Consider the following 25,328-nt stretch of genomic DNA (forward strand, 5'->3'; position numbering starts at 1 on the left):
TGCCCCGTCCTTCGACAAACAGGACATACCCCCTGTTATTCGAAAGGAGCTCGTCGTTCATGTCCTCTGCTTTGATTTCCCCTCGGTCGCTGTCGCGCAGTGCCCTTGCACTTGCCCTCCAGGGCATTTTACTGGCCAGTGTTGCGGTGCAGGCCGCGCAGGCTGAGAGTCGTCATTACGAATTGGCCGCCGGTCCACTGGAGGAATCGCTCAACAGCTTTGCCCAGGCGGCAGGGATCACCCTGCCCTTCGACCCGGCGTTGGTGCAAGGCAAGCGCGCGCCGGCACTGCGTGGGGACTACGACGTACACGAAGGTCTCAGCCGCCTGCTGGACGACAGCGGCCTGAGCGTTATGCGCAGCGCCAGCGGCAACTACCTGCTGGTGCCGCGCGGCGGCGATTCCGGGGCGCTTGAGTTGGGCCCCACCAACATCAGCGGCCTGAACCTCGGGGCTACGACCGAAAACAGCAGCTCCTACACCACCGGCGCCATGCAGACCGCAACCAAGCTGCCATTGTCCCTGCGGGAAACGCCGCAGTCGGTCACCGTGATTACCCGTCAACGCATGGACGACCAAGGCATGCGCAGCCTCGACGATGTGGTCCAGGCCACCCCCGGGCTGCGCCTGGCCGCCGCACGCCCGGCCAATAGCGAGTTCTTTGCCCGTGGTTTCCCCATCACCAACCTGATGTTCGACGGCCTGCCCACCACCTACAACGCTGACTGGGTCGCCACCGCCGACCTCGCCCCCTACGACCGTGTCGAAGTGGTGCGCGGCGCCACCGGCATGATGCAAGGCGCCGGCAACCCCTCGGCCGCCATCAACATGGTGCGCAAGCGTCCCACCCAGGTTTTCCAGGCGAGCATCACCGCCAGCGCCGGCAGCTGGGACAACTACCGCAGCGAACTGGACGTCAGCGGCCCGGTCAACGACAGCGGCACCCTGCGCGGCCGTTTTGTCGGCGCCTACCACGACAAGGACAGCTATCAGGATTACGCCGGCCGCGAACGCGGCGTGTTCTACGGCGTCAGCGAGTACGACCTGAGCGACAGCACCACCCTGACCCTCGGTGCCTCCGAGCAGAACGACAATAACAACATCAACTGGGGCGGCTTGCCGGTGAACCCCAATGGCAGCCACATGGGCTTTTCACGTTCAAAGACCTTCGGCTACAGCTGGTCGCACCAGGACATCGACAACAAGACCCTGTTCGCCGAGCTCGACCAGCGCTTCGACAACGACTGGCGCCTGCACCTGGGCGCGTCGAAAAACTGGTCCGAGTTCAAGATGATGGGCGCCGTACTGGAGCGCAACAACGACGCCACCTACCGCCAACGCGTGTTCAACCAGGGCCGTGACTTCGACCAGTCCACCTACGACTTCTTCGCCAGCGGACCCTTCGCCCTCCTAGGCCGTCAGCATGAACTGGTGGTGGGCGCCAGCAAGCGCCAACTCAAGACCGAGGCCGTCGGCGGCACGGTGTTCGTCGACAACATCGACATCAACCGCTTCAACCCCAGCGGCCTGGCGCGGCCGAGCGTGCCGGACGTCTACACCCTCAGCGAGAAGGTCGATCAGGAAGGGCTCTACGTCACCACCCGCTGGAACCTCGCCGACCCGCTCAAAGTCATCCTTGGCGCCCGCCTGGACTGGTACGACGCGACCTCGATCTATGACCAGATCAACGACCAGTACTACACCTCGGGCAAAACCCGCGAGGTACGTCACCTCACCCGTTACGCCGGTGTCATCTACGACCTGGACGACAACCACTCTGTGTACGCCAGCTACACCGACATCTTCCAGCCCCAGACCGAAAAGAACGGCGACGGTGGCGGGATCAAGCCCATCACCGGGGAAAACTACGAAGTGGGCATCAAGGGCGAATACTTTGGCGGCGCACTGAATGCCAGTGCCTCGGTGTTCCAGATCGACCAGCTCAACCGGGCGGCAGAAGTGGCGGACGCCAGAACCTGCACATTCATCCCGGTCGGCGCCTACGGTTGCTACGAGGCCGCGGGCAAAGTGCGCAGCCAGGGCGTGGAGCTGGAGATCAACGGCGCACTGACCCCGAACTGGCAGGTGGGCGCCGGCTACACCTTCGCCCAGGCCAAGTACGAAAAAGATGCCGACGCCGCCAAGGAAGGCACCCTGTTCGACACTGACGTACCGCGCCACATGTTCAAGGCCAGCACCACCTATCGCCTGCAAGGCGAGCTGAACCGCTGGCGGATCGGCGCCAACCTCTACAGCCAGAGCAGCACCTACAACAAGGGCCGCAATGTGTTCGGCAACTTCCAGATCGAGCAAGAGGCCTATGCCTTGGTGGGACTGATGGCCGGGTATCAGGTCAATAAACACCTGGACACCCAGCTGAACATCAACAACGTGTTCGACAAAAAGTACTATCAGGGGATTGCCAGCAACTCCACGTGGAGCCCGTATGATGTGTACGGCGACCCGCGTAACTTTACGGTCACGGCTAAGTACAGTTTCTGACGGGATGCAAGCGTTCGACACATCGATCCTGCTGCGGCAGAGCCTGGGACGATGTGGGCGAACGAGGTCAACGCGGAGCTTGGCTGACACCGCAGCCTTGCGCCAGAATCAGCCGCTGAACACGACGAGCAGCCCCCCAGTCAAGGAGACACCCCATGAAAACCCTAGTGATCGGCGCCAGCAAAGGCCTGGGCAAAGCCCTCATCGAAGGCCTCGGCGAGCCCGGCGATACGCTGATCGGCGTGTCCCGCAGCCAGCCCGAGCACCTGGACCACCAGGCTGGCGTCAGCGTGCACTGGGTCGAGGCCAACCTGGCCGAACCCGCCGCAGCCGCGCAGGTCATCGCGGCGGCGGTCGCCGAAGACGGGCTGGATACGCTGATCTATAACCTGGGCATCTGGGAAGAATTCGCCTTCGACCCGGCGTATAACTTCCTGACAGACGACGACAGCCAGATCGAAGCCATTGTGGCCTGCAACATCACCTCGACCCTGCTGCTGATCAAGCGGCTGTTGCCGGTGCTGCTCAACAGCGCAACCCCCAGGATCATCCTTACCGGCTCGACCTCCGGCCTGCCGCAAAGTGGCCGCCCGGAAGTGACCTTTGGTGCTTCCAAGTTCGCCTTGCGCGGTATCGCCGACGCCTTGCGTGAAGGCTATCGCCAGCAGCGCCTGGGCGTGACGTGCCTGAACCTGGGCTACCTGAATACCGAAGACCCACTGAGCACGCCGCGCGAGCTTGCCGCGCAACGGGCTGAGGGCCACGCGATTCCCGTGCACGATGTGGTGCAGGTGGTGCGCATGGCGTTGAGCCTGTCCTCCGCCAGCTTCGTCAAGGACATCACCTTGCCGGCGATCCTGGACGAACGTTTTTAAGCCGGCGAACCCTGGGCATTGTCTAGACTTCACACAGCCATTTCCCGTGGAGACCCATCATGCCCAGCAAAACCACGCTCTGCCTCTGGTACAACGGCACCGCCCTGGACGCCGCCACCTTTTACGCCAAGACCTTCCCGGACAGCCGCGTCGTTGCCACGCACCTCGCCCCCGGTGACTTCCCATCGGGCCGGCAAGGCGATGTGTTGACCGTCGAGTTCATTGTCATGGGCATCCCCTGCCTTGGCTTGAACGGCGGCCCGGCGTTTCCCCACACTGAGGCGTTTTCGTTCCAGGTGGCCACCGACGACCAGGCCGAAACCGACCGCTATTGGCACGCCATCATCGACAACGGCGGCCAGGCCAGCGCCTGCGGCTGGTGCAAGGACCAGTGGGGGCTGTCGTGGCAGATCACGCCACGGTCCTTGACCGCTGCGGTGACCCATCCCGACCCCGCCACCGCCAAGCGCGCGTTCGATGCGATGATGACCATGACCAGGATCGACATTGCTGCCATAGAGGCCGCCGTCGCCGGTGCTTGACACATTCCCTCACATCCCCTGAAGATGGTCGCCTCATTCAGGGTGTGACAATTCATGTCTACTAAGTCGCTGGTCAACCTTTCCGTCATTGGCTCGATTGCCAAGGCGCAAGGTTGCGTGGCGCACGCCCTCAAATCGAAGAAACAGTCGCTCATGTGACCGGGGCGCGCTGTCCCGTCAGATGAGCTGACAGGACATTGAGCGCGACGGTCTCCCCCCTTGCACAATTCCCTCTGCCCTTCTGACGGTGACTTGATCGGTCAATCATCAGGAGAAAGTGCATGTCAGTGTTTCAAGGTATCTGGGTTCCCGTGGTCACGCCATTCCAGGACGGCGCCATCGATTTTGGCGGCCTGCAACGGCTGGTGGGTCACCTGCTGGAAAGACACGTGGCCGGGATCATGGTGTGCACCACCACGGGCGAAGCGGCATCACTGAGCCGGCCAGAACAACTGGCGGTGCTGGATGCGGTGTTGCAGCAGGTTCCTGCGCAGCGTGTGGTGATGGGCCTGTCGGGCAATAACCAGATTGAACTGCTGCAGTTCCAGGAGGAAGTCCTCAAGCGCCCGGTCGCCGGATTGCTGGTGCCAGCACCGAGTTATATCCGCCCATCCCAGGCCGGGCTGGAAGCGTTTTTCCGCACGGTGGCCGATGCGTCCAGCGCGCCTGTCATCCTCTACGACATTCCCTACCGCACCGGCGTGACCTTCGAGCAGGCGACCTTGTTGAATATCGTCAGCCATCCGCGCATCCAGGCCATCAAGGATTGCGGCGGCAACCTGGGCAATACCCTGGCGCTGTTGGCCAGCGGAGAGGTGGACGTGTTGTGCGGCGAAGACCAGCAGATCTTCAACGCGCTGTGCCTGGGCGCCAGCGGGGCGATTGCGGCGTCGGCCCATGTGCAGACAGAACGCTTCGTAGCGCTGTGGCATCAGGTGCGGGATAACCAGTTGGCCGAGGCTCGGGCGACGTTTTTCCAGCTGCTGCCACTGATCAACACGATGTTTATCGAGCCCAATCCTGCGCCGGTAAAAGCAGCACTGGCCTTGGAAGGCTTGATCGGCAGTGAGCTGCGGGCGCCGATGCAGCGTGCCAGTGACAGGGTTATCGCCCAGCTCAAACAATTGTAGGAAGCCACCTACAGTGCGATTCAGCATCCGCCGCGCCAGTTACCAATCGTTATATTTTCCCTTGCCGTTGGGGCGTTTGCCGGTTGGATAGCAGGCGGGCGGCCGCGTAAGGTCGGCTGCATTCTGCGCCGTTTGGGGGTATGCGATGAACTTTCTGCGTTTGCTGGTGCTGCTCAGCCTGGTCGGTTGCGCCGACCGCTCCACGGCGCTGTCGGTGCCCGGCCCCACCAGTTTCGAACACTACCGCCAGCAAACGCTGGTGAGCCTTGAGCGTGACCGGCGCTTCCAAAACCCCGACCACGGGCTGGAACTGGACTGGAATGCGCCGCGCGAATGGGTCGCGCAAACACCCAATGGCCACGGCGTGTTGCTGGTACATGGCCTGGGGGATTCGCCGGGTTCGTTCAGCGATATTGGCGCTCAGTTGGCGTCACGGGGTTATCGGGTGCGCACGCTGCTGTTGCCCGGGCATGGCACGCAGCCCTACGACATGCTGGAGGTCGATATCGCCGACTGGCGCAGGACGGTGGCGCAGCAAGTGGCACTGTTGCGCCAGGACGTGGACCAGGTCTATTTGGGCGGCTTTTCCACCGGCGCCAACCTGGTGCTGGAATACGCCATGGACGATCCTGGCATCGCCGGCCTGCTGATGTTCTCCCCAGCGTTCAAGGCGCGTAACCGTTTTATCTGGATGTTGCCGTGGCTGACCTACGTCAAGCCCTGGCTACGCGACCCCGAGGGCCCGCGGCAATTGCAGTCGCCACTGCGCTACCAGAACATCCCCACCAACGGTTTTGCCCAGTTCTATCGCACCAGTGCAGCGGTGCGCGACAAGTTGGCCGACGCGACGTTTGACCGCCCGGTGCTGATCGTCAGTGCCGCCCACGACTCCGTGGTGGACGTGCAGTTCGTGAGGGAGGCCTTTACCGAGCGCTTCCCCCACCCTGCCTCGCGGCTGATCTGGTACGGCGAACTGCCAGTTCCGCAGCGATCACCGCGCATCCTGGTGCGCAGTGACCACTTGCCGGCCGAGCGCATCAGCCAGTTTTCCCATATGGGTGTGTTGTTTGCCCCGGGTAACCCGCAATACGGGCGCCAGGGCCAGCAGCCGGAATGCTGGAACGGCCAGACGGATGAAGGCCTGCAACACTGTCTCGCCGGCAAGCCCGTGTGGTATTCGGCCTGGGGCTATCGCGAGCCGGACAAGGTGCATGCACGGCTGACATTCAACCCCTACTTCGAGTGGCAGGCCGAGGTCATGGAGCAGGTGATGCGCCAATAACAGACAGGCGACCGCCCTGCCGCTGGCGAGCGCTTCGATCCGGGCCTATGGTCCAAGACATGCCTTGCACTTTGTCGTCCCACCTACGCGCCCCGTAACAGGTGACACCATGCCCAGCCTCCCCCGCCCCGCCGTGCTCGAACTGATCGGCAACACGCCGCTGGTTCGGGTCAGTCGCTTCGACACCGGCCCCTGCACGCTGTTTCTCAAGCTTGAATCCCAGAACCCCGGCGGCTCGATCAAGGACCGCATCGGCCTGGCCATGATCGACGCCGCCGAACGCGACGGCCGCCTGCGCCCCGGCGGTACCATCATTGAAGCCACCGCCGGCAACACCGGCCTGGGCCTGGCGCTGGTGGGCCGGGCCAAGGGCTACCGCGTGGTACTGGTGGTGCCCGACAAGATGTCCACGGAAAAGGTGCTGCACCTCAAGGCCATGGGCGCCGAGGTGCATATCACCCGCTCAGACGTGGGCAAGGGCCACCCCGAGTATTACCAGGACGTCGCCGCGCGCCTGGCCAAGGGCATTGCCGGTTCCTTCTTTGCCGACCAGTTCAACAACCCCGCCAACCCCCTGGCCCACGAGACCGGCACCGCCCCGGAAATCTGGGCGCAAACGGAGCACGACCTCGACGCGATCGTGGTGGGCGTCGGCTCGGCTGGCACCCTCACCGGCCTGACCCGCTTCTTCAAACGCGTGCAACCGGAACTGGCGATGGTACTGGCCGATCCGGCGGGCTCGGTGATGGCCGAATACAGCCGCAGCGGCACCCTGCCAACACCCGGATCGTGGGCCGTGGAAGGCATTGGCGAAGATTTCATCCCCTCGATTGCCGACCTGTCCAGCGTGCGCCACGCCTACTCCATCAGCGATGAAGAAAGCTTCGACCACGCCCGCCAACTGCTCAAGGCCGAAGGCATTCTCGGTGGCTCGTCCACCGGCACCCTGTTTGCCGCCGCCTTGCGCTACTGCCGCGAGCAGACTTCGCCCAAGCGCGTGGTCACCTTTGTCTGCGACACCGGCACGCGCTACCTGTCGAAGGTCTACAACGACCAGTGGATGAACGATGCGGGCCTGCTGCAATACAAGCATTACGACGATCTGCGCGACCTGATCGCCCGTCGCTTCGAAGACGGTCGCGTGATCAGCGTCAGCCCCGACGACACCCTGCTGACCGCCTTCCAGCGCATGCGCCTGGCCGATGTCTCGCAACTGCCGGTGCTGGTGGACGGCAAGCAACTGGTGGGCGTGATCGACGAATCCGACATCCTGTTGGGCCTGCACCATGACGCTGCGGATTTCACCATGGCGGTTGCCAGCGCCATGACCGATCACCTTGAAACTCTCGCCCCCAGTGCCAGCCTCGCCGAACTCCAGGCTGAACTGGATCGCGGCCTGGTCGCAATCATTGCCGACGCCTCCGGCTTCCATGGCCTGATCACCCGCGTCGATCTACTCAACCACTTACGGAGATCCCTTGCATGAGCCAGCCCGATAAAAGCGCGTTTGCTACCCGTGTGATCCACGCCGGGCAAAGCCCCGACCCGACCACCGGCGCGCTGATGCCACCGATCTACGCCAACTCCACCTACCTGCAAGACAGCCCCGGCGTGCACAAGGGCTTCGATTACGGGCGCTCCCACAACCCCACGCGGTTTGCCCTGGAGCGTTGCGTGGCGGATCTGGAAGGTGGCACCCAGGCGTTTGCCTTCGCATCCGGGCTGGCCGCGATTTCCACGGTGCTGGAGTTGCTGGACGCCGGCGCCCACATCGTCTCCGGCAATGATTTGTATGGCGGCACCTTCCGCCTGTTCGACAAGGTGCGCCAACGCAGCGCCGGGCACCGCTTCAGCTTTGTGGATCTGAGCGACGTGTCGGCGTTCGAAGCCGCCTTGCAGGACGATACGCGCATGGTCTGGGTCGAGACGCCCAGCAACCCATTGCTCAGCCTCACCGACCTCAGCGCCATCGCGCATATCTGCCGGGCGCGGGGAATTATCTGCGTGGCCGACAACACCTTCGCCAGCCCCTGGATTCAGCGGCCGCTGGAGTTGGGGTTTGACCTGGTGGTGCATTCCACCACCAAGTACCTCAACGGCCACTCGGATGTGATTGGCGGCATCGCCGTGGTCGGCGACAACCCTGAGCTGGCGGAACGTGTGGGTTTCCTGCAGAACTCCGTGGGCGCCATCGCCGGGCCGTTCGACGCGTTCCTCACCCTGCGCGGCGTAAAGACCCTGGCCCTGCGTATAGAACGCCATTGCAGCAACGCACTCGACCTGGCCACCTGGCTGGAGCAACAACCGCAAGTCGCGCGGGTTTACTACCCCGGCTTGGTTTCCCACCCACAGCACGCACTGGCCCGCCGGCAAATGCGCGGGTTTGGCGGGATGATTTCAGTGGATTTGCGCACAGACCTGGCGGGTGCCACACGCTTCCTGGAAAACGTGAAGCTGTTCGCCCTGGCCGAAAGCCTGGGCGGCGTGGAAAGCCTGATCGAGCACCCGGCGATCATGACCCATGCCAGCATCCCCGCCGACACGCGGGCGCAGTTGGGGATTGGCGATGGGTTGGTGCGGTTGTCGGTGGGGGTTGAGGATGTGGAGGATTTGCGGGCGGACCTGGCGCGGGCCCTAACACACATCTAACGTGTGGGAGCGGGCTTGCTCGCGAATGCGGTGTGTCAGTCAAAGACAAGTTCACTGATCCACCGCATTCGCGAGCAAGTCGAATCGTCGCACCGCCGCTCCCACACTAGCCCGCATCCACAGGGAGAATTGCGTCAGGCAGTGGTGACGTTGGCCCGCGCCGCATGCAGCTTCTTGTAGCTCTCAATCAGGCGCTGATGGCGATCCAGCCCTTCCAGCTTCATGCTGGTCGGCGTGAGGCCATAGAAGCGCACACTGCCATTGACCGAACCAATCACCGCATCCATCCGCTCATCCCCAAACATCCGGCGGAAGTTGGCTTCGTAATCCGCCAGCTCCAGGTCGTCGTCCAGTTCCATCTCCAGCACCGCATTCATCGCCTGGTAGAACAGGCCACGATCAGCGGTGTTGTCGTTGTATTGCAGGAACATTTCCACGCACTCCTTGGCTTCCTCATGTTGCTGCAAGGCGAGGAAGATCAGCAGCTTCAATTCGAGGATGGTCAACTGACCCCAGGCCGTGTTGTCGTCGAACTCGATGCCGATCAAGGTGGTGATGTCGGTGTAATCGTCCAACTCGCTTTCGATCAGGCGCTCGGCCAAGGCGTTGAGCTCGGTATCGTCGAGGCTGTGCAGGTTGAGGATATCGGCGCGGAAAAACAGTGCCTTGTTGGTGTTGTCCCAGATCAGGTCGTCCACCGGATAGATTTCCGAGTAGTCGGGCACCAGGATGCGGCAGGCGGTTGCGCCGAGGTGTTCGTACACCGCCATATAGGATTCTTTACCCATGCCTTCAAGAATGCCGAACAGGGTCGCGGCTTCCTGCACATTGGAGTCGGCGCCTTCGCCGGAGAAGTCCCATTCGACAAATTCGTAGTCCGACTGCGCGCTGAAGAAGCGCCACGACACCACACCGCTGGAGTCGATGAAGTGCTCGACGAAGTTGTTCGGCTCGGTCACCGCCTGGCCTTCGAAGGTCGGCGCTGGCAGGTCGTTCAAGCCTTCGAAGCTGCGGCCTTGCAGCAGCTCGGTGAGGCTGCGTTCCAGCGCCACTTCCAGGCTCGGGTGGGCACCAAACGAGGCAAACACGCCGCCAGTACGCGGGTTCATCAGGGTCACGCACATCACCGGGAATTCACCGCCCAGGGACGCATCCTTGACCAGCACCGGGAAACCCTGGGCTTCCAGGCCCTGGATGCCGGCGAGGATCCCCGGGTACTTGGCCAGCACGTCGGCCGGTACATCCGGCAAGGCGAATTCGCCTTCGATGATTTCGCGCTTCACCGCCCGCTCGAAGATCTCCGACAGGCATTGCACCTGGGCTTCGGCCAGGGTGTTGCCAGCGCTCATGCCGTTGCTGAGGTAGAGGTTTTCGATCAGGTTGGACGGGAAGTACACCACTTCACCGTCAGACTGGCGCACGAACGGTAGCGACACGATACCGCGCGCTTCGTTGCCCGAGTTGGTGTCGTACAGGTGCGAGCCGCGCAATTCGCCGTCGCGGTTGTAGACCTTGAGGCAGTAGGCATCGAGGATTTCCGTCGGCAGTTCATCCTGCGGGCCGGGCTGGAACCAGCGCTCATCCGGGTAATGCACGAACGGCGCGTTGGCCAGTTCTTCACCCCAGAATTGATCGTTATAGAAGAAGTTGCAGTTGAGCCGCTCGATAAACTCGCCCAACGCCGACGCCAATGCGCCCTCCTTGGTCGCGCCCTTGCCGTTGGTAAAGCACATCGGCGAATGGGCATCGCGGATATGCAGCGACCACACGTTGGGCACGATATTGCGCCACGAGGCGATTTCAATCTTCATGCCCAGGCCGGCGAGAATCGCCGACATGTTGGCGATGGTCTGCTCCAGCGGCAGGTCCTTGCCGGCTATATAAGTGCCCGCTTCCGAGGTGGAATTGGGCATCAGCAAGGCCTGGGCATCGGCGTCGAGGTTTTCCACTTCTTCGATGATGAACTCAGGACCGGCCTGGACCACTTTCTTTACGGTGCAACGATCGATAGAACGCAGGATGCCTTGGCGATCTTTCTCGGAGATATCCGCCGGCAATTCGACCTGGATCTTGAAGATTTGGTTATAGCGGTTTTCCGGGTCAACGATGTTGTTCTGCGACAGGCGAATATTGTCCGTGGGGATATCGCGGGTGGAGCAATACAACTTCACGAAGTACGCCGCACACAACGCCGACGACGCCAGGAAGTAATCGAACGGCCCCGGTGCCGAACCATCGCCTTTATAGCGAATGGGTTGGTCGGCAATAACCGTGAAGTCGTCGAACTTGGCTTCAAGTCGAAGGTTGTCGAGAAAGTTGACCTTGATTTCCATGCGGGCACACCAGAATAACGGCTAAACAAAAATGGCCGCCATTATGAGGTTTTTCCTCGGGAAGTTTCAGGCTTTTGACCAATGGCTGGCGAAATAGCCAATGTGGATTAATCTTTTCCCAGCTGAGGCCGATTGGCTGAGTGCAACCAGGGAGTAGTCGGAATGCGCAACAACCAGCCAGTCACACAGCGCGAGATTTCACTCGCGCCTCAGCAAAAAACTTATTTCCGCCACCGACGTTAGAGGTGTGATCACCTACTGCAACGACGCCTTCGTTGAAATCAGCGGTTTTGACAGGGCCGATCTGATCGGCGCACCGCAAAATATCGTGCGTCACCCCGATGTACCACCTGCGGTTTTCGCGCACATGTGGAGTGCCCTCAAGCAGGGCCTGCCGTGGATGGGTATCGTCAAGAACCGCTCCAAGACCGGCGACCACTATTGGGTCAACGCCTACGTCACGCCGATCTTCGACGGCAGCACGGTGGTCGGTTTCGAGTCGGTACGGGTCAAGCCCAGCGCCGATGAGATCCGGCGTGCCCAGGCGCTGTACCGGCGCATCAGCGCCGGCAAACCCGGCGTGCCACGCCAGGACGCGTGGCTGCCAGCGGCGCTGAACTGCGTGCCCTACATGGCAACCGGCGTGGCCGGGAGCGTGGCGGGCCTGTTTCTCAGTGCGCCTATCGCCCTGGCCGTGGCCGTTGCTGTGGCGATACCGGTCGGCGTGCTTTGCGCGCGCATACGTCAGGGCAGCATCTTGCACTTGCTGCGCGGCGTGGAACCTTCAACCTCAGACGCGTTAATCGCGCAGATGTACAGCGACGCCCGTGGGCCCCAAGGGCGCCTGGAAACCGCGTTCCTCAGCCAGGCCGCACGTCTGAAAACCTGCCTCACCCGCCTGCAGGACAGCGCCGAACAACTCAGCGCCCTCGCCGGCCAATCCGACCAGTTGGCCAGCGCCAGCGCCAGAGGCCTGGACCGCCAGCGCGTGGAAACCGAACAAGTCTCGGCCGCCGTCAACCAGATGGCTGCCACTACCCAGGAAGTCGCCAGCCACGTACAGCGCACCGCCGATGCCACCCAGCAAGCCAACGCCCTGACCGGACGCGGCCGCGAGGTGGCACGCGATACCCGCGAAGCCATCGAGCGCCTCTCCGCCGTGGTCGGCGAAACCGGGGTGACCGTCGCCCAACTGGCCCGCGACAGCGACGAAATCGGCAGCGTGGTGGACGTGATCAAAGGCATTGCCGATCAAACCAATTTGCTGGCGCTCAACGCTGCCATCGAGGCCGCCCGCGCCGGCGACATGGGCCGTGGGTTTGCGGTGGTGGCCGACGAAGTGCGCCAACTGGCGCAACGCACCTCCCAATCCACCACGCAGATCCATGCGTTGATTACCCAATTGCAAGCGTCCTCCAACAACGCCGTACACAGCATGGAAAACGGCCAGCGCCAAGCCCAGGAAGGCGTGGCGTGGGTGCTGGAGGCGGACCAGGCACTCGTCGGCATCAGCGAAGCGGTGTCGCATATCACCGACATGACCACGCAAATCGCCGCCGCCACTGAGGAACAGAGCGCGGTGGCCGAGGAAATCAGCCGCAACATCACCACCATTGCCGGGCTGGCCGACCAGACCTCGATCCAGGCTCATCAATCCACCGACTTGAGCAAAGAACTGACCAATACCGCCGCCACCCAATACGCGCTGGTCGCCCGCTTCAATCGCTGATCCCTTCCCTTCACGCGCCCTTTTACAGGGCGCCTTTGCATGCGCTAACGTCCACCCTCGCCTCTTGTGGATGCCAGTGCCATGTCCATCGCCGATAACCTCCTCGCCTTTACCTTCGCCGCCACGCTGCTGACGCTTACACCCGGCCTCGACACTGCATTGGTGCTCAGGACCGCCACGGTGGAGGGCAAGCGCCAGGCGTTGCAGGCCACACTCGGGATCAATGCGGGCTGCCTGCTGTGGGGCGCGGCTGTTGCGTTCGGGTTGGGCGCGCTGATTGCGGTCTCGGAAGTGGCCTTCAACCTGCTCAAATACTGCGGCGCGGCTTACCTGGCCTGGCTGGGGCTGAACATGCTGCTGCGTCCACGGCGCTCGCTGGCGTCAGCCGATGTGGAGGGCAAAGCCGGCGGCAACTGGTTTGTCAAAGGCATGCTGGGCAATGTGCTGAACCCCAAGGTGGGGATCTTCTACGTGTCGTTCCTGCCGCAGTTCATTCCCCAAGGGCAATCGCTGATCGCCTGGACCTTTGGCCTGGTGAGCATCCATGTGGTGCTGGGGCTGGCGTGGTCACTGGTGTTGATCGGCGCCACGCAGCCGCTGTCCGGGTTCTTGCGCCGGGAAAAGGTCATCCAGTGGATGGACCGTACCACCGGGATGATCTTTGTGCTGTTTGCGGCGAAGTTGGCGTTGAGCCGGCGCTAGTGCGTTGAGCTCAGGAGAACACGCGCACGATCACCAGCAGTAGCACCAGAAAGGCACCACCGCAGACCAGGTTCAGCTTGAGGTTCTGGCGGTCCAGCTTGCTTTCGATCGATTCAAGCAAGGTTTGAATATCGCCGGGATTTGCTGGTGGCGCACCTTTCGCATCCGTAGCGGTGACATCGCCGTGAGCGGCCAGGATGCTGCCGCCGACACCACCGCACGCGATGGTTATCAGCAGGATCACGGTATCGATGGTATTGGCGGCGGTAAATACATGGACCGGCACATAGGCCGTGCACGTACCCGGCGCGTGAGTCAGTTCAAGCGCACACTTCATGTACTCCGCGACGCCAAACTTGTAGACCATCGACGTAATTACACCTAGCCCGATCATCAAGATCCCTTTGCGAATGCGCAGGGTCTTCATATTCAAGAGCAGGCCGAACAGCAGGACGGCGACCACACACAGAAAGCCGCCCGTAGCCAGCGGCCACTGGCTGATGGACACGTTTTTCGCGTACAAAACAATCGCCGCAATCACGCCAAAAAGAACAACCCATTCCCACGATTCGAACCACTGCTTGATCTTCATGATTGACCGTCACTGCGTTGAACGCGCAGGCACATCCAACGCTTCCTTGCTGAATTTTGGGCGCGCAGTGTAGCGACAAACGATGGTCCCGGTTGGCCAGCCGGCGAAAAAAACGCTATGGTCGCGCCTTTCGCAACAGGTCTACAGCGAGGGAGTGCGATGGGCTTTTTAGATCGGTTGTTCGGTGGCCGCTTCACTATGCCGCCGCCCGATGAAACAAACGCCAGCCATGCGGCGATCATGCGCGAGATGCGCTCGCCCGAATCTGTCGCGCAAAAACAGGCACTCAAGGTGTTCACCGAAACCCTTCTGTCGCGTGTGCCCGAGGCAGAAAGCGCGCGACTCGTGCGCCGCGTCCTGCGTAAATATGCCGTGGACCAAGACCCCGCCAGCGCATTGACCGAAGGTTTGCTCGACACCTCCAGAGGCCAGAAGCTCGCCGACCTTGCCCTGCTCGGCGTCGACTTTCGTGGCTTCGATGGCTTTGAATACCAGGCGCCCTATCTGGTGGCCGCCAGCGGCGTGCAAACGCCCTACCACTATGAACACACTGGCACCCGGCCAATGCTGGAAGTGCTGGCGAGCTTCGATCAGTGGCTGACCGCTTTCGACAAGCGCTACCTGCACGTGGACTCAGGCGATGACGATTACGTCGGGTTTATCGTCGATGCCGACCGCGTTGAGCACACCCTCGAATTGGCCCGGCAGGCGGGCCTGACCGTGACCCTCGGCACCGGTCATGAGTGAAGCCGTCACCCCATCACCGCGCAACTACTTGGTCCGCCACTGGCGCGGCGAGTTCTCGCTGGCCCACGCATTCTGGATCAACGAAGTGTTGCTCAGCCTGGTGTGCCTGCTGGCGACATCGCCGCTGTACTTCATACTGGTGCGCAACCCGCCAAGCCCCACCGGCTTGCTGATGATGGGCGTGCCGTTCATGGCCGGCGCGCTGGCCGTCACGCTCTGGCAAGGGGTGGGCGTGTGGCGTTCGGCGCGGTACCACCGCCAGCGCGGCGGCAAGTCCCGCTGGGTCACCGTGGTGCGCATCCTGGTGATCGTCGGCGCGGTGCAGACGGCTTATTCGTTGTTCGATGTGGTGCCCGCGTTCAAGGCGGCGTTGCGCCTGGCGATGGACCCCAATGCGCTGCCCGCCTACCGCATCACTGCGCTCGGCGATAGCGAGCTGGAATTCAGCGGCGGCATCGCGCCCGGCAGCTTTTCAGCCTTCGAGCAGGCAGTGGCGGATCACCCCGACGTCACCACGGTGCAACTGGACAGCGTGGGCGGCCTGTTCGGCGAAGCCCGGGCCATCGCGCGGCTCATCGAAGACAAGGGCCTGAGCACCTATACCAACCGTGAGTGCGTGAGTGCCTGCGCGTTGGTGTTCATGTCCGGCAAGCAGCGTTTGCTCGGCGCTGAGGGCAAGCTGGGCTTTCATGCCGCGACGCTGTTCGAATCGGGCGAGGCATCGGCGGCCGTCGTCGAGCAGTATCGTGACGCGCTACTCAAACACGGTGCGTCCCGGCAGTTCGTCGACAAAGTGCTGGCGACCGGCCGTGAAGACATGTGGTTCCCCGACATCACTGAACTCAAGCGCGAACACATCATTACCGCCACCGCAGATGCCCGTGACTTCACCGATGCGCGCCTGGCAAAGCTGCGGGAACCGGGGCAACTGGACGCCCACCTGCGCAAGTATTTCCAGCTCAAGACCCTGGCCGAAGACGCGCCTGCGCAGTACGAGGTGGAAAAGGCCAAGGCACAAAACGCCCTGGACAAGGCCTCAACCTTTACCGCATTCGATAAGCTCACGCGGGATCACGACACCTGGCTGATCCAGGACGCACTGCGCAAGGCTCCTGCCCCACAACTGTTGCGGTTCTGGCAAGCCCAGGCGGCGTTCGTGAACGCGGTGGGGCAAGGCGACGAGAAGATCTGCGCGTTCTACCTCAGTGGCGTTTACCCTGGGGGCTACAGCGCGCTGCCAGCAACCTTGCTGGCGCTGTTCACGGACAGGCGGAACAGCCAACGTGAACTGGTCAAGGCGGCCGCCGAGGTCACGGGTGAGGTTACCCCAACCGCCCAGGCCCGGGCCGATCTGAACCGTGTGTTCACCCACGCCGCGCCCGGCACCTACGACGCCTATCGAAACCCGACCCAACACGCCCCCGCTGAGGTGTGCAAAGCCCATCAAGAGCTGTACCGCCGAGTGCTCGCGTTGCCGAATCCAACGCGTGTCGCCGAAGCGTTTCGACTAGTGCCGGGCTACACGCGCTGAGTGGGGTCAGATGCCTGCGTCTTGCAGCATCTGGAGCAGCGCTTCAGGCCAGACCGTGTCGCGAGTGGTTCTGAGCTCGCTGACGGACCACCAATGGTGATCGGCCATGACCTGGGTTTCTGACAGCGTCCACTCGGCTTTTGACAGCGCCGTGCTGGGCGCATGCACGACAAAATAGTGCTCGATGGCCAGCACCGTTTCGCCACTGGGCAGCATCAAGGCAACGCGCCGGTCGGCCACGCAGGCGCCAACGCTGTCGCATAAAAGGCCCGTCTCTTCGCGCAATTCGCGTATTGCGGCGGCTTCGAAGGTCTCGCCCTCTTCAACACCGCCACCGGGTGTGGCCCAATAGTTTTGCCCGGCCAATGCGCCGTCCTTGTGCACAAAGCGAAACAGCAGCACCTCGTGGGCGGGGCTGATCACCAGCAGGCGCGAGGCTTTGCGTTCACGCATTGGTCGGTGCCTCCAACCACTGCGCCAGCGCCTTGCGCAGCGGGCCGTGTACTGCTTCGGCGTACGGCGGCGCATTTTTCCAGTCGTAGAACCAGGCTGGCATCCGCCGTTTGTCATCCGGCTCCACGGCATAGCGCGGGAAGATATGGCAATGCAACTCCGGCTCGGAGTTGCCGAGGATCTCGTAGTTCATGCGCAAGGCATCGGTGGCTTGCAACACGGCGTCGCCGATGCGGGCCATGTCCAGCAGGTAAGTGGCACGGGCTTCAGCATCCAGGTCATTGAGGCTGGCAACCACCGGGTCGGACAACAACAGGCAGTATCCCGGCAGAAACTGCACATCGCCCATCACCGCCCAGCCGGAAGCCATCCGGCAGATAACCTTGTCATTGACCCCCTTGCGGGCCAGTTCTACGCGTTCGGTGATAAGCGCCATGGGATCTCCTTGAGCAGGGGGGAAGAGCAGGCGGCATATTAACCGAGATGCCGCCTTGATCAATGTGGGGCTCGGCTTGCCTGCGATAGCGGCGGCACAGGCGACATCTCTACCAGCAGTGCCGCCGCCTTCGTAGCCTCGCCAAAGCTCGACAACTCCCACATTTTTGATTTGTGAACCCGGTCAAAGGTGGGAGCTGGCTTGCCTGCGAAGGCGGCGGCACAGGCAACACCTCTACCAGCTCAACACCCCCACGCTCACATCGAGGACAAACAATGCATACCAGACAATCCAGCTTTTCTGTTGTACACAAAAAAACCCTAAAGATTCTCGACACCCGCGCCGACATAGCAGTGATAGCAAATCGCCGCATTCCACCCAGAAGCGACGATTTGGCCGCCCTCCCCGTTGATGGTCGTCTCGATGAAAATAAAAAATAAGCTGGTCCTTGCTTTCGTTTCCGTCGCTTTTATCCCGGCCAGCCTGGTCGCGGTGATCTCTGTCATGAACACGCGGACCCAGGCGGTCGATCAATTCATCGATGGCAGCACCCGGGAAATACGCCAGATCGATGGCAATATCCGCCAGTTTTTCGACGGCACGACGCAGAACGTCGATCAATTGTCCGCCGATCCTGTATACACTTCAGTGAACACTCTCAAGGATTACCAACCCGCCAACGCCGCCAGCCAACCGATGCCGGCCGAGGCGCAGCAGGTGATCGATCACTTTGCGCGCTACGGTGCGACCCACCCCGCCGCTGCGATTCTGTCCATCGGCCTCGAAGACGGCACTTACGCCAAATGGCCCGATGACCCACAACTGGCCAAATACGATCCGCGCACGCGCCCCTGGTACAAGGCGGCAATGGCCAGCCCCGGCAAGACCGTGCGCACCCCGGCGTATTACTACGACAAAGACGACGTGGCACTGGTGGGCACCGCGCGCGCATTGCTGGATAACACCGGCAAGGCCAAGGGCGTGTTTGTGGTCAGCGTCTCGCTGAAGAACCTCACCGAGCTGGTCAAGAGCATCAAGCTCGGCGAAAGCGGCTACGTGATGCTGATCGAAGACGGCGTGGTGCTGGTGGACCCGCGCGACAACGGACACAACTTCAAGCCCCTCAAAGACCTTGGCGAACCCTACGCACAGTTGGCCAACACCGCCCAGGGTTCCACCGAGGTGGTGATCAATGGCGTGCGATACATGGCCAATATCTGGACCTCGCCCGGCCTGGGCTGGCGATATGTCGGCCTGATCGAATACAGCGAAGTGATGGCCGAGGCCACGCGCATGACCTACCTCACCAGCGCGATCGTTGCGGTGCTGGTGCTGATCTTCGGGCTGGTGGCGGCGGCGTTCTCCAAAGTCATCGTCAAACCCATCGGCCAGGTCAGCACCGGCCTGCAGTCCATCGCCCAGGGCGAAGGCGATTTGCGCCACGAACTGCACGTGCAGGGCAAGGACGAAACCGCCGAGCTGGCCGGCTGGTTCAACAAGTTTCTCGCGGCGATCCGCCAGTTGATCCAGCACATCGGCGCGGCTTCGGCCAATTTGCAGGATGCTTCACGGGTCAACCGTGAAGTGGCGAACAATATGAACGACGCTGCGGGGCGCCAGCGCGAGGCGGTGGAATTGGTCTCTACGGCGTTCAACGAGATGGTCGCCACGGCCAACGAAGTCGCCCGCTCGTGCAGCGGTGCCGCCGAGTCGGCGGAGAACGGCCACCGCCGCGTCGCTGAAGGCAAACAGCAGATCGAAGTGACCACCGACAACGTCAACCGCCTGGGCCGCCGCCTGACTGAGTCGTCCCAGGCCATGGTCGAACTGGAAGCGGGCAGCCGCAGCATCAACCAGATCCTCGGCACCATCCGCGCCATTGCCGAGCAGACCAACCTGCTGGCCCTCAACGCCGCCATCGAAGCCGCCCGGGCCGGCGATCAAGGTCGCGGTTTTGCGGTGGTGGCCGACGAAGTACGGGCCTTGGCCAAACGCACCTCGGACTCCACCGGCGAGATCGAAAACCTGCTCGGCACCCTGGAAACCAAGACCCAGGAAGTCACCCAGAAAATGGGCAGTTGCCTGGACCTGTCGCGGGCCAGCGTGTCGTCCATCGAAAGCGCGCGGGACAGCTTCGAGGGCATCCAATTGTCGGTCAACGAAATTCGCGACCAGAACCTGCAGATCTCGGCCGCCGCCGAGGAACAACACAGCGTGGCGGAAGAGATCAACCGGCATATCCAGCAGATCTACGACGAAGCGCGACTGGTGGAAAGCCTGGCCAACTCGGCACAGGACGACTCGGGGCGGTTGTCGAACCTGTCGGATGAATTGAATGGGTTGGTGGGGCGGTTCAAGTCCTAAGCCTTGCACACCGGTCACTTGTGGGAGCTGTCGAGCTTTAGCGAGGCTGCGATGGCGGTGGGTCAGGTGACAGAGGTTTCGCCTGTGCCGCCGCTATCGCAGGCAAGCCAGCTCCCACAGTTTGAACGGTGTACACGTGCGCCAACCTGCACACCCAATCCGCTGTGGGAGCAACTGTCTTGGCAGTTTATTAAAAAACATCATTACGGCAGCCACACAGCCGCCCACAGCCTATGCCGTGTACTACTCCACTAGTGATCGCGTAGTTGATTACGCTACGCAATCGCTCCACTCCGAGCCGTCTCGGATCATTGCATTCAGGCGTATCAACAACACTCGCATGCAGGCGATAAGCGCTACTTTTGCGCATTTTCCTTTATCACGCAGAGCTTTATATCGCGCGTTGAATTCAGGCTGAAAGCGAATGACGGACCAGCACGCCATGTAGAGCGAGCGTCGGACCGAGAACCTCCCACCGCAGATATAGCGCTTACCTTTGTGCTTGCCACTGTCGTTGTTATACGGAGCAAGGCCCGAGAGTGCGGCGATCTCACGACGCCCAACGCTGCCCAACTCAGGCAGGTAGGCCATCAAGCTAGCAGCGGTAATAAGCCCTATTCCTTTGACCGAGCACAATTGTGAAACCCTTTTTTATTAAGGTTTTCAACGCTTTGGCGAATCTGTATATCAACTGACGCTATGACTTTGGCCAGGTAATCGATATGGCTTTTCAGCAGGTTTTTAACAGCATCAGAAGAGGCCGTTTTGACACGACGCTCATCGTCGCTTCGCTGCTGAACAAAGTTCTCGCGCTGGTGCACCAAGGCTCGTAAGTCGTTGTTCAGGGCTAGTAGGCTGGCTTTTTGGGGGCTTGATAGTGGCCGCGAAATGGGCAAGAAGCTTTGCGTCTATTGGGTCGGTTTTAGCTTGCAACCCCAACGCTCGGGCAAAGCTCCTGGCCCGGCTGGGGTTAATCCTCACAACTTCCAAATCTGCCGCCTGAAGTGCTTTCATGACCTGGCGCTCGTAACCGCCCGTCGCCTCCAGCACCACACGACTAACGGGTGACTCTTCAGCCAACGAATCAGCCGTGAAAAACCGGCCGCTGTGTTGGAGCAGCTCATCTCAGCTTGGGAATCGAGCTGCGCTTCAAGATCGTCTTTTGAAACATCGATGCCTGCAAACATGGCCAAACCCTCTTACACTCAAAAGTGAGAGCGCTCTGGCGGGGCCCACGCTTGTAACTGTTCGAGGTCGGCTCGTTCAACTGTTCGGGCTCAATAACCAGAGTGGAGAGGTGGATGGCAGCTTAGGCTCCCACACGTGCTTCAAGCACCGCTGTCAGTCAGCTTGCCATCCACCGCTCTCATCCACAGTCTAATCCCGGCGAAAGACACAAGCTGTCGAGCTTTAGCGAGGCTGCGATGGCGGTGGGTCAGGCAGCTGGGATGTCGCCTGTGCCGCCGCTTTCGCAGGCAAGCCAGCTCCCACAGTTTGAACGGTGTACATCTGAACCAATCTGCAAACCCAATCCCTTGTGGGAGCTGTATACACCTGCGCCAACCTGCACACCCAATCCCCTGTGGAGCTGTCGAGCTTTAGCGAGGCTGCGATGGCGGTGGGTCAGCCAATACAGGTTTCACCTGTGCCGCCGCTATCGCAGGCAAGCCAGCTCCCACACTTGATTGGGTTCACACTTCAACATCCGGGAGTCGTCACCTAGCACAGCGCAATCACATCGTCAGACGATGCACCTCAATCACCAACCCCTCCTCCTCACTCGGCACACAGAAGTGACGGGTAATCAGATCAAACTCCGCATCCGTCGCCGCAAAATCATGCTCGCCCCGGGCATTCCTGGCGTGCAGCCGGGCGCGGCACGTGGCGTCGTCCAGTTCCAGGTAATGCAGGCAGTGCGGCACCTGGGCCGTCTGCGCCAGGCCACGCAGCCACTCGCGGTTGGCCAGGGTGTTGGCCGGAAAATCCAGCATCACATTGACCCCCGATTGCAGCAAACGGATCACCAGCGGCTCGAGCACGCCGCGGATACGTTGGGCGCTGCGCAGGTAGTCTGCGATGGTGAGGATCTCCCCCGGATAGAGCTGTGCCAACCAGTGGTCTTCGCTGAGCACAATGGCGGCGTGTTCGGCAGCGAGGCGGTTGGCGAGCGTGGATTTGCCGGAGGCGATCTTGCCGCACAGCAGATGCAGGATTGGCATGGGGACGTTTCCTTGTGTCGGGTCAAAGAGAATGCCCGCCGCTGCATGGCAGGGCAACGCTCTTCAATCCCTGAACTATGCTCTAGCAGCCATTGGGAGCCCAGCGCGTCCGAAGGCACTGGGCGCGGCGGTTGATGCCCGCCATCCATGGCCTTTTGGATAGGAAGTCCTATGACCAGACAGACAAGCGTATTGGGCCTGCTCGCCCTGCTCCCCCTGGCCCTGGCCCACGCCGACGATGGTGGCATCAGCTTCTGGCTGCCCGGCCAGTTCGGCGCACTCGCCGCTGCCCCGGTCACGCCTGGCTGGAGCCTGCCGCTGATCTACTACCACGTCAAAGCCAGCGATGACAAAAACAAGGCCTTCCCACGCGGCGGGCGTACCGTGGTCGGGCTGGATGCGGAGGCCGACCTGCTCTTCGCCAGCCCCACCTACACCTTTGAAACCCCGGTGCTGGGCGGTGCCCAGGCGGCGATTTCGGCGGTGGGTGCGGTGGCGCGGTCCGAAGCCAGTATCGATGCGACGGTGACCGGCCCGCGCGGCCGTTCGTTTTCCGGCGGGACCCACGACAGCCTCAAGGGCGGCAGCGATCTCTACCTGCTCGGCACCTTGAAGTGGAACCATGGCGTGCACAACTTCATGGCCTACACCATGGGCAATATTCCCATCGGCGCCTATGACCCCAACCGCCTGGTGAATATCGGCCTGGGCCACGCCGCCCTGGACGCCGGCGGTGGCTACACCTACTTCGACAAGACCAACGAATTCTCCGCCGTGGCCGGCATGACCTACAACTGGGAAAACCGCGACACCCGCTATCAGAACGGCATCGACGCCCACCTCGACCTCAGCGCCTCGCACTTCTTCACCTCGCAAACCCTGGTCGGCCTGGTCGGCTACTACTTCGAACAAGTCACCGGCGACAGTGGCAGCGGCGCGACCCTGGGGGATTTCAAGTCACGGGTCGCCGGGATCGGCCCGCAGGCCGGGCATTTCTTCAAGGTGAGCGATGAGTTGTGGTACGCCAATATCAAGGGTTATTACGAGTTCGACGCCAAGAACCGCCCCGATGGCTGGAACATGTGGGTGTCGCTGGTCATTCCCCTGAATGGCAAGAAATGACCGTCCTCACGCCGTGCGCCGCTGCCAATGCTCATAGAACGCCAGCGACGCGACGTTCTTGTCCTTGGCCTCCAGCATGATGTCGAACCGGTCGAGAAACTGCAGCGCGTAGTCATTGGTCCAGCGGTTCCACATCTGCGCGCTGTGGCCGTACAGGTCGCGCTTGGACACCACCTGCATCAGCGCGTCCATTTCCAGTTTGTGGTCCGCGTCAAAGCCCAATTCTTGCAGGCTCTCCTGCGGCTGGGAGTAATGCATGGTCGGGCGCACACCACGCCAGCTGTCGATGACCCGCGCGACCCGTTCCGAGTGGGGGTCGATGTAGTCGTTTTCGTTGATCCAGCAGTGGTGGATATCCAGCACCACCGGCGCCAGGTCGGCGACTTGCAGGCAGTGGTCGAGGCCGTAGGTCTTCTCGTCGTTCTCGAAGGTGATGCAGTTGCGCGCCACGTGCGACAGGCGCGCCCACACCGCACGCGTGCCCTCGACGCCCAGGCGGCCGGCGATGTGCACGTTGCACTTGAGGTCCTGGAACCGCTGGCCGTAACCCATCATGCGGATCATGTCGGCGTGGTATTCGAATTCGGCCAGGCTGTTTTCCACCACGCCGGGGTTTTCCGAGCCGAGCACGCAATATTGGCCGGGGTGAAAGGACAGGCGGATATCCGACGCCCGCGCCAGTTCGCCGATGGCGGCAAACCCCTCGATCAACTGCTGCGCGATGGCCGGGTCCTGGTACACCGCGGCGACCTTCGGGTGGCTGTAGAACGGCAACAAATCGCTGCTCAGGCGCAGCATGCGCAAGGTCGGCGGCAACCCGGCAACGTAGCGCAGCAGGTGCAGTTGCGCGGCAAGGTTATGGGTGACAACTTCCACCAGCTTGGCGCGGGCCACTTGGGGCGTGACCCCGTCCATCCAGCGCAGGGTGGTGGTGCGCGGGTTGTACGGGCCTTCGATCAACTTCAGGGCACTGGCCGAGAGCAGGCGTTCGGGATGCTTGTATTGGCATGCAAAGCCGATGCGTGGATGAGTCATGGGAGTGCCTGGCGGAGATAAGGGCGGGATGATACGGGGTTAGGTGTTAGTCGACCCAGGAGGTTCAGTGCATTTTGCACATTGACATGATTGCCCAAGGCAACAATATAATTGCCCAAGGCAACCATCTGGACTCCATCATGTCTTCCACCCTCCTTGTCGAACGCGCCGGCATCATCCGTGGTTTCAACCGTTTCTACACGCACCAGATCGGTGTGTTGCAGGAGCACCTGCTGCAAAGTGCCTTCTCGCTCACCGAAATCCGCGTCATGTACGAGCTGTCTTCCCGTGGCGACCTGACCAGTGCCGACCTGTGCCAGATGCTCGGCCTGGATGCGGGCTACCTGAGCCGACTGATCAGCGGCCTGGAAAAGCAAGGCCTGATCCAGAAAGTCCGCTCGGTCACCGACGCCCGCGCCGTGCAATTGCACCTCAGCGACCTCGGCCGCTCGGTGTTGGCGCCCCTGGAGCAAAAGACCCAGGACGAAGTGATCGCCTTGCTGCAGGCCCTGCCCGAACCGCAACAGCAGCAACTGACCGCCGCCATGCAGCGCATCCAGACCCTGTTGCAAGGCACGCCGCCGAGCTTCCTGCTGCGCGATCCGCAGCCCGGCGACATGGGCCTGGTCGTGCAGCGCCAGTCCGCCCTGTATGCGCGTGAGTACCACTGGAATTGGGAGTTCGAAGCGTTGGTGGCGGAGATTGTTGCCAAGTACTTGCGCGAATTTGATCCCAGCGGCGAGCGCTGCTGGATCGCGGAAAAGGACGGCGAGGTGGTGGGTTCGGTGTTCGTGGTGCGCCATGACGACAGCACCGCCAAGCTGCGTATGCTCTACGTCGACGCCAGCGCACGGGGCATGGGCATCGGCCAGCGCCTGGTGGATGAGTGCCTGCGGTTCGCCCGGCATGCCGGCTATAAACGCATGGTGTTGTGGACGATGAGCGCGCTGGTGGATGCACGCAAGCTGTACCAGAAGGCGGGGTTTGAATTGGTTGAAGAGGAGCCCACCCAAAGCTTTGGCAAGGAACTGATCAGCCAAACGTGGGCGCGGGACCTCTGAAGCACTCCCGCGCTGCAGGCAGCGC

The 25,328-nt window shown here is 61.9% G+C and carries 23 protein-coding genes; 14 read left to right on the forward strand and 9 right to left on the reverse strand.

The features are described from left to right. Positions 1–59: 59 nt before the first annotated feature. From PSH87_RS14660 to PSH87_RS14690, 7 genes are all read left to right on the forward strand, one after another. Complete coding sequence (locus PSH87_RS14660) at positions 60–2,501, forward strand: TonB-dependent siderophore receptor (protein WP_305429957.1); 2,442 nt, start codon at positions 60–62, stop codon at positions 2,499–2,501. Positions 2,502–2,656: 155 nt separating this feature from the next. Then, positions 2,657–3,376: an SDR family oxidoreductase gene (locus PSH87_RS14665; protein WP_017737688.1), complete on the forward strand. Its 720-nt coding sequence runs from the start codon at positions 2,657–2,659 to the stop codon at positions 3,374–3,376. Positions 3,377–3,435: 59 nt separating this feature from the next. Then, positions 3,436–3,918, forward strand: coding sequence for a VOC family protein (locus PSH87_RS14670; protein WP_305429959.1), 483 nt, complete (start codon positions 3,436–3,438; stop codon positions 3,916–3,918). A gap of 281 nt (positions 3,919–4,199) precedes the next feature. Further along, entirely contained in the window at positions 4,200–5,048 is an 849-nt protein-coding gene (dapA, locus tag PSH87_RS14675; protein ID WP_305429960.1) for a 4-hydroxy-tetrahydrodipicolinate synthase, read from the forward strand. 145 nt (positions 5,049–5,193) lie between these two features. Next, a complete protein-coding gene (locus PSH87_RS14680) occupies positions 5,194–6,330 on the forward strand; it encodes a carboxylesterase (RefSeq protein ID WP_305429961.1) in 1,137 nt (378 codons plus the stop codon). Between the two features lie 109 nt (positions 6,331–6,439). Beyond that, entirely contained in the window at positions 6,440–7,816 is a 1,377-nt protein-coding gene (locus PSH87_RS14685; RefSeq protein WP_305429963.1) for a pyridoxal-phosphate dependent enzyme, read from the forward strand. Then, the gene (locus PSH87_RS14690) at positions 7,813–8,979 is read left to right on the forward strand and encodes a cystathionine gamma-synthase (RefSeq protein WP_305429965.1); all 1,167 of its coding nucleotides are present in this window, start codon (positions 7,813–7,815) and stop codon (positions 8,977–8,979) included. Before PSH87_RS14685 ends, PSH87_RS14690 begins: the two co-directional genes overlap by 4 nt. Positions 8,980–9,113: 134 nt before the next feature. Here the strand turns inward: PSH87_RS14690 and PSH87_RS14695 are convergent, their stop codons facing one another. Further along, positions 9,114–11,312: an OsmC domain/YcaO domain-containing protein gene (locus PSH87_RS14695; RefSeq protein WP_305429967.1), complete on the reverse strand. Its 2,199-nt coding sequence runs from the start codon at positions 11,310–11,312 to the stop codon at positions 9,114–9,116. A gap of 247 nt (positions 11,313–11,559) precedes the next feature. Between PSH87_RS14695 and PSH87_RS14700 the strand changes: the two genes are divergently transcribed. Both PSH87_RS14700 and PSH87_RS14705 read left to right on the forward strand, forming a co-directional pair. Then, on the forward strand, positions 11,560–13,041 hold the full coding sequence (locus tag PSH87_RS14700; protein ID WP_370695274.1) for a methyl-accepting chemotaxis protein: 1,482 nt from the start codon (positions 11,560–11,562) through the stop codon (positions 13,039–13,041). Positions 13,042–13,122: 81 nt separating this feature from the next. Continuing rightward, positions 13,123–13,743: a LysE family translocator gene (locus PSH87_RS14705; RefSeq protein WP_305429968.1), complete on the forward strand. Its 621-nt coding sequence runs from the start codon at positions 13,123–13,125 to the stop codon at positions 13,741–13,743. A gap of 10 nt (positions 13,744–13,753) precedes the next feature. On the opposite strand, the gene PSH87_RS14710 is transcribed toward PSH87_RS14705, so the two are convergent. Continuing rightward, the gene (locus PSH87_RS14710) at positions 13,754–14,335 is read right to left on the reverse strand and encodes a hypothetical protein (RefSeq protein ID WP_305429970.1); all 582 of its coding nucleotides are present in this window, start codon (positions 14,333–14,335) and stop codon (positions 13,754–13,756) included. 159 nt (positions 14,336–14,494) lie between these two features. Here PSH87_RS14710 and PSH87_RS14715 point away from each other — a divergent pair, with 159 nt between their 5' ends. Then, a complete protein-coding gene (locus PSH87_RS14715) occupies positions 14,495–15,082 on the forward strand; it encodes a hypothetical protein (protein ID WP_305429972.1) in 588 nt (195 codons plus the stop codon). Next, positions 15,075–16,613, forward strand: coding sequence for a hypothetical protein (locus PSH87_RS14720; protein WP_305429973.1), 1,539 nt, complete (start codon positions 15,075–15,077; stop codon positions 16,611–16,613). Before PSH87_RS14715 ends, PSH87_RS14720 begins: the two co-directional genes overlap by 8 nt. A 6-nt stretch (positions 16,614–16,619) precedes the next feature. On the opposite strand, the gene PSH87_RS14725 is transcribed toward PSH87_RS14720, so the two are convergent. From PSH87_RS14725 to PSH87_RS14735, 3 genes are all read right to left on the reverse strand, one after another. After that, entirely contained in the window at positions 16,620–17,066 is a 447-nt protein-coding gene (locus PSH87_RS14725; RefSeq protein ID WP_305429974.1) for an NUDIX hydrolase, read from the reverse strand. Next, complete coding sequence (locus PSH87_RS14730; protein WP_305429975.1) at positions 17,059–17,502, reverse strand: HIT family protein; 444 nt, start codon at positions 17,500–17,502, stop codon at positions 17,059–17,061. The genes PSH87_RS14725 and PSH87_RS14730 overlap by 8 nt, the downstream gene beginning before the upstream one ends. A gap of 320 nt (positions 17,503–17,822) precedes the next feature. Next, on the reverse strand, positions 17,823–18,008 hold the full coding sequence (locus tag PSH87_RS14735; RefSeq protein WP_305434382.1) for a hypothetical protein: 186 nt from the start codon (positions 18,006–18,008) through the stop codon (positions 17,823–17,825). On the opposite strand from PSH87_RS14735, the gene PSH87_RS14740 reads away from it, so the two are divergent. Next, entirely contained in the window at positions 17,926–19,866 is a 1,941-nt protein-coding gene (locus PSH87_RS14740) for a methyl-accepting chemotaxis protein (RefSeq protein WP_305429976.1), read from the forward strand. The two genes, PSH87_RS14735 and PSH87_RS14740, sit on opposite strands and share 83 nt — an antisense overlap. A 270-nt stretch (positions 19,867–20,136) precedes the next feature. Here PSH87_RS14740 and PSH87_RS14745 read toward each other — a convergent pair whose 3' ends face one another. From PSH87_RS14745 to PSH87_RS14755, 3 genes are all read right to left on the reverse strand, one after another. Continuing rightward, positions 20,137–20,457, reverse strand: a complete 321-nt coding sequence (locus tag PSH87_RS14745) for a transposase (RefSeq protein ID WP_305430859.1) — start codon at positions 20,455–20,457, stop codon at positions 20,137–20,139. 186 nt (positions 20,458–20,643) lie between these two features. Beyond that, positions 20,644–20,919, reverse strand: a complete 276-nt coding sequence (locus PSH87_RS14750; RefSeq protein WP_370695324.1) for a transposase — start codon at positions 20,917–20,919, stop codon at positions 20,644–20,646. Between the two features lie 680 nt (positions 20,920–21,599). Then, a complete protein-coding gene (locus PSH87_RS14755; RefSeq protein ID WP_305429977.1) occupies positions 21,600–22,085 on the reverse strand; it encodes an ATP-binding protein in 486 nt (161 codons plus the stop codon). A gap of 171 nt (positions 22,086–22,256) precedes the next feature. Between PSH87_RS14755 and PSH87_RS14760 the strand changes: the two genes are divergently transcribed. Continuing rightward, a complete protein-coding gene (locus PSH87_RS14760; RefSeq protein ID WP_017736062.1) occupies positions 22,257–23,207 on the forward strand; it encodes a transporter in 951 nt (316 codons plus the stop codon). A 6-nt stretch (positions 23,208–23,213) separates the two neighbouring features. Here PSH87_RS14760 and PSH87_RS14765 read toward each other — a convergent pair whose 3' ends face one another. Then, positions 23,214–24,242 (reverse strand): UV damage repair endonuclease, encoded by a 1,029-nt coding sequence (locus PSH87_RS14765; protein WP_017736063.1) that lies wholly within the window; start codon positions 24,240–24,242, stop codon positions 23,214–23,216. 140 nt (positions 24,243–24,382) lie between these two features. Here PSH87_RS14765 and PSH87_RS14770 point away from each other — a divergent pair, with 140 nt between their 5' ends. Beyond that, positions 24,383–25,303: a helix-turn-helix domain-containing GNAT family N-acetyltransferase gene (locus PSH87_RS14770; RefSeq protein WP_305429978.1), complete on the forward strand. Its 921-nt coding sequence runs from the start codon at positions 24,383–24,385 to the stop codon at positions 25,301–25,303. The last annotated feature ends 25 nt before the right edge of the window (positions 25,304–25,328 follow it).

Origin of the sequence: Pseudomonas sp. FP453, assembly GCF_030687495.1 — a bacterium.
In the GTDB taxonomy this organism is placed as follows: domain Bacteria; phylum Pseudomonadota; class Gammaproteobacteria; order Pseudomonadales; family Pseudomonadaceae; genus Aquipseudomonas.

Excerpts from the sequence above, each read along its gene's own strand:
- PSH87_RS14660 (WP_305429957.1), top strand. The coding sequence starts at position 60 with ATGTCCTCTGCTTTGATTTCCCCTCGGTCGCTGTCGCGCAGTGCCCTT.
- PSH87_RS14665 (WP_017737688.1), top strand. The coding sequence starts at position 2,657 with ATGAAAACCCTAGTGATCGGCGCCAGCAAAGGCCTGGGCAAAGCCCTC.
- PSH87_RS14670 (WP_305429959.1), top strand. The coding sequence starts at position 3,436 with ATGCCCAGCAAAACCACGCTCTGCCTCTGGTACAACGGCACCGCCCTG.
- dapA (WP_305429960.1), top strand. The coding sequence starts at position 4,200 with ATGTCAGTGTTTCAAGGTATCTGGGTTCCCGTGGTCACGCCATTCCAG.
- PSH87_RS14680 (WP_305429961.1), top strand. The coding sequence starts at position 5,194 with ATGAACTTTCTGCGTTTGCTGGTGCTGCTCAGCCTGGTCGGTTGCGCC.
- PSH87_RS14685 (WP_305429963.1), top strand. The coding sequence starts at position 6,440 with ATGCCCAGCCTCCCCCGCCCCGCCGTGCTCGAACTGATCGGCAACACG.
- PSH87_RS14690 (WP_305429965.1), top strand. The coding sequence starts at position 7,813 with ATGAGCCAGCCCGATAAAAGCGCGTTTGCTACCCGTGTGATCCACGCC.
- PSH87_RS14695 (WP_305429967.1), bottom strand. The coding sequence starts at position 11,312 with ATGGAAATCAAGGTCAACTTTCTCGACAACCTTCGACTTGAAGCCAAG.
- PSH87_RS14705 (WP_305429968.1), top strand. The coding sequence starts at position 13,123 with ATGTCCATCGCCGATAACCTCCTCGCCTTTACCTTCGCCGCCACGCTG.
- PSH87_RS14710 (WP_305429970.1), bottom strand. The coding sequence starts at position 14,335 with ATGAAGATCAAGCAGTGGTTCGAATCGTGGGAATGGGTTGTTCTTTTT.
- PSH87_RS14715 (WP_305429972.1), top strand. The coding sequence starts at position 14,495 with ATGGGCTTTTTAGATCGGTTGTTCGGTGGCCGCTTCACTATGCCGCCG.
- PSH87_RS14720 (WP_305429973.1), top strand. The coding sequence starts at position 15,075 with ATGAGTGAAGCCGTCACCCCATCACCGCGCAACTACTTGGTCCGCCAC.
- PSH87_RS14725 (WP_305429974.1), bottom strand. The coding sequence starts at position 17,066 with ATGCGTGAACGCAAAGCCTCGCGCCTGCTGGTGATCAGCCCCGCCCAC.
- PSH87_RS14730 (WP_305429975.1), bottom strand. The coding sequence starts at position 17,502 with ATGGCGCTTATCACCGAACGCGTAGAACTGGCCCGCAAGGGGGTCAAT.
- PSH87_RS14740 (WP_305429976.1), top strand. The coding sequence starts at position 17,926 with ATGAAAATAAAAAATAAGCTGGTCCTTGCTTTCGTTTCCGTCGCTTTT.
- PSH87_RS14735 (WP_305434382.1), bottom strand. The coding sequence starts at position 18,008 with ATGACAGAGATCACCGCGACCAGGCTGGCCGGGATAAAAGCGACGGAA.
- PSH87_RS14745 (WP_305430859.1), bottom strand. The coding sequence starts at position 20,457 with ATGGCCTACCTGCCTGAGTTGGGCAGCGTTGGGCGTCGTGAGATCGCC.
- PSH87_RS14755 (WP_305429977.1), bottom strand. The coding sequence starts at position 22,085 with ATGCCAATCCTGCATCTGCTGTGCGGCAAGATCGCCTCCGGCAAATCC.
- PSH87_RS14760 (WP_017736062.1), top strand. The coding sequence starts at position 22,257 with ATGACCAGACAGACAAGCGTATTGGGCCTGCTCGCCCTGCTCCCCCTG.
- PSH87_RS14765 (WP_017736063.1), bottom strand. The coding sequence starts at position 24,242 with ATGACTCATCCACGCATCGGCTTTGCATGCCAATACAAGCATCCCGAA.
- PSH87_RS14770 (WP_305429978.1), top strand. The coding sequence starts at position 24,383 with ATGTCTTCCACCCTCCTTGTCGAACGCGCCGGCATCATCCGTGGTTTC.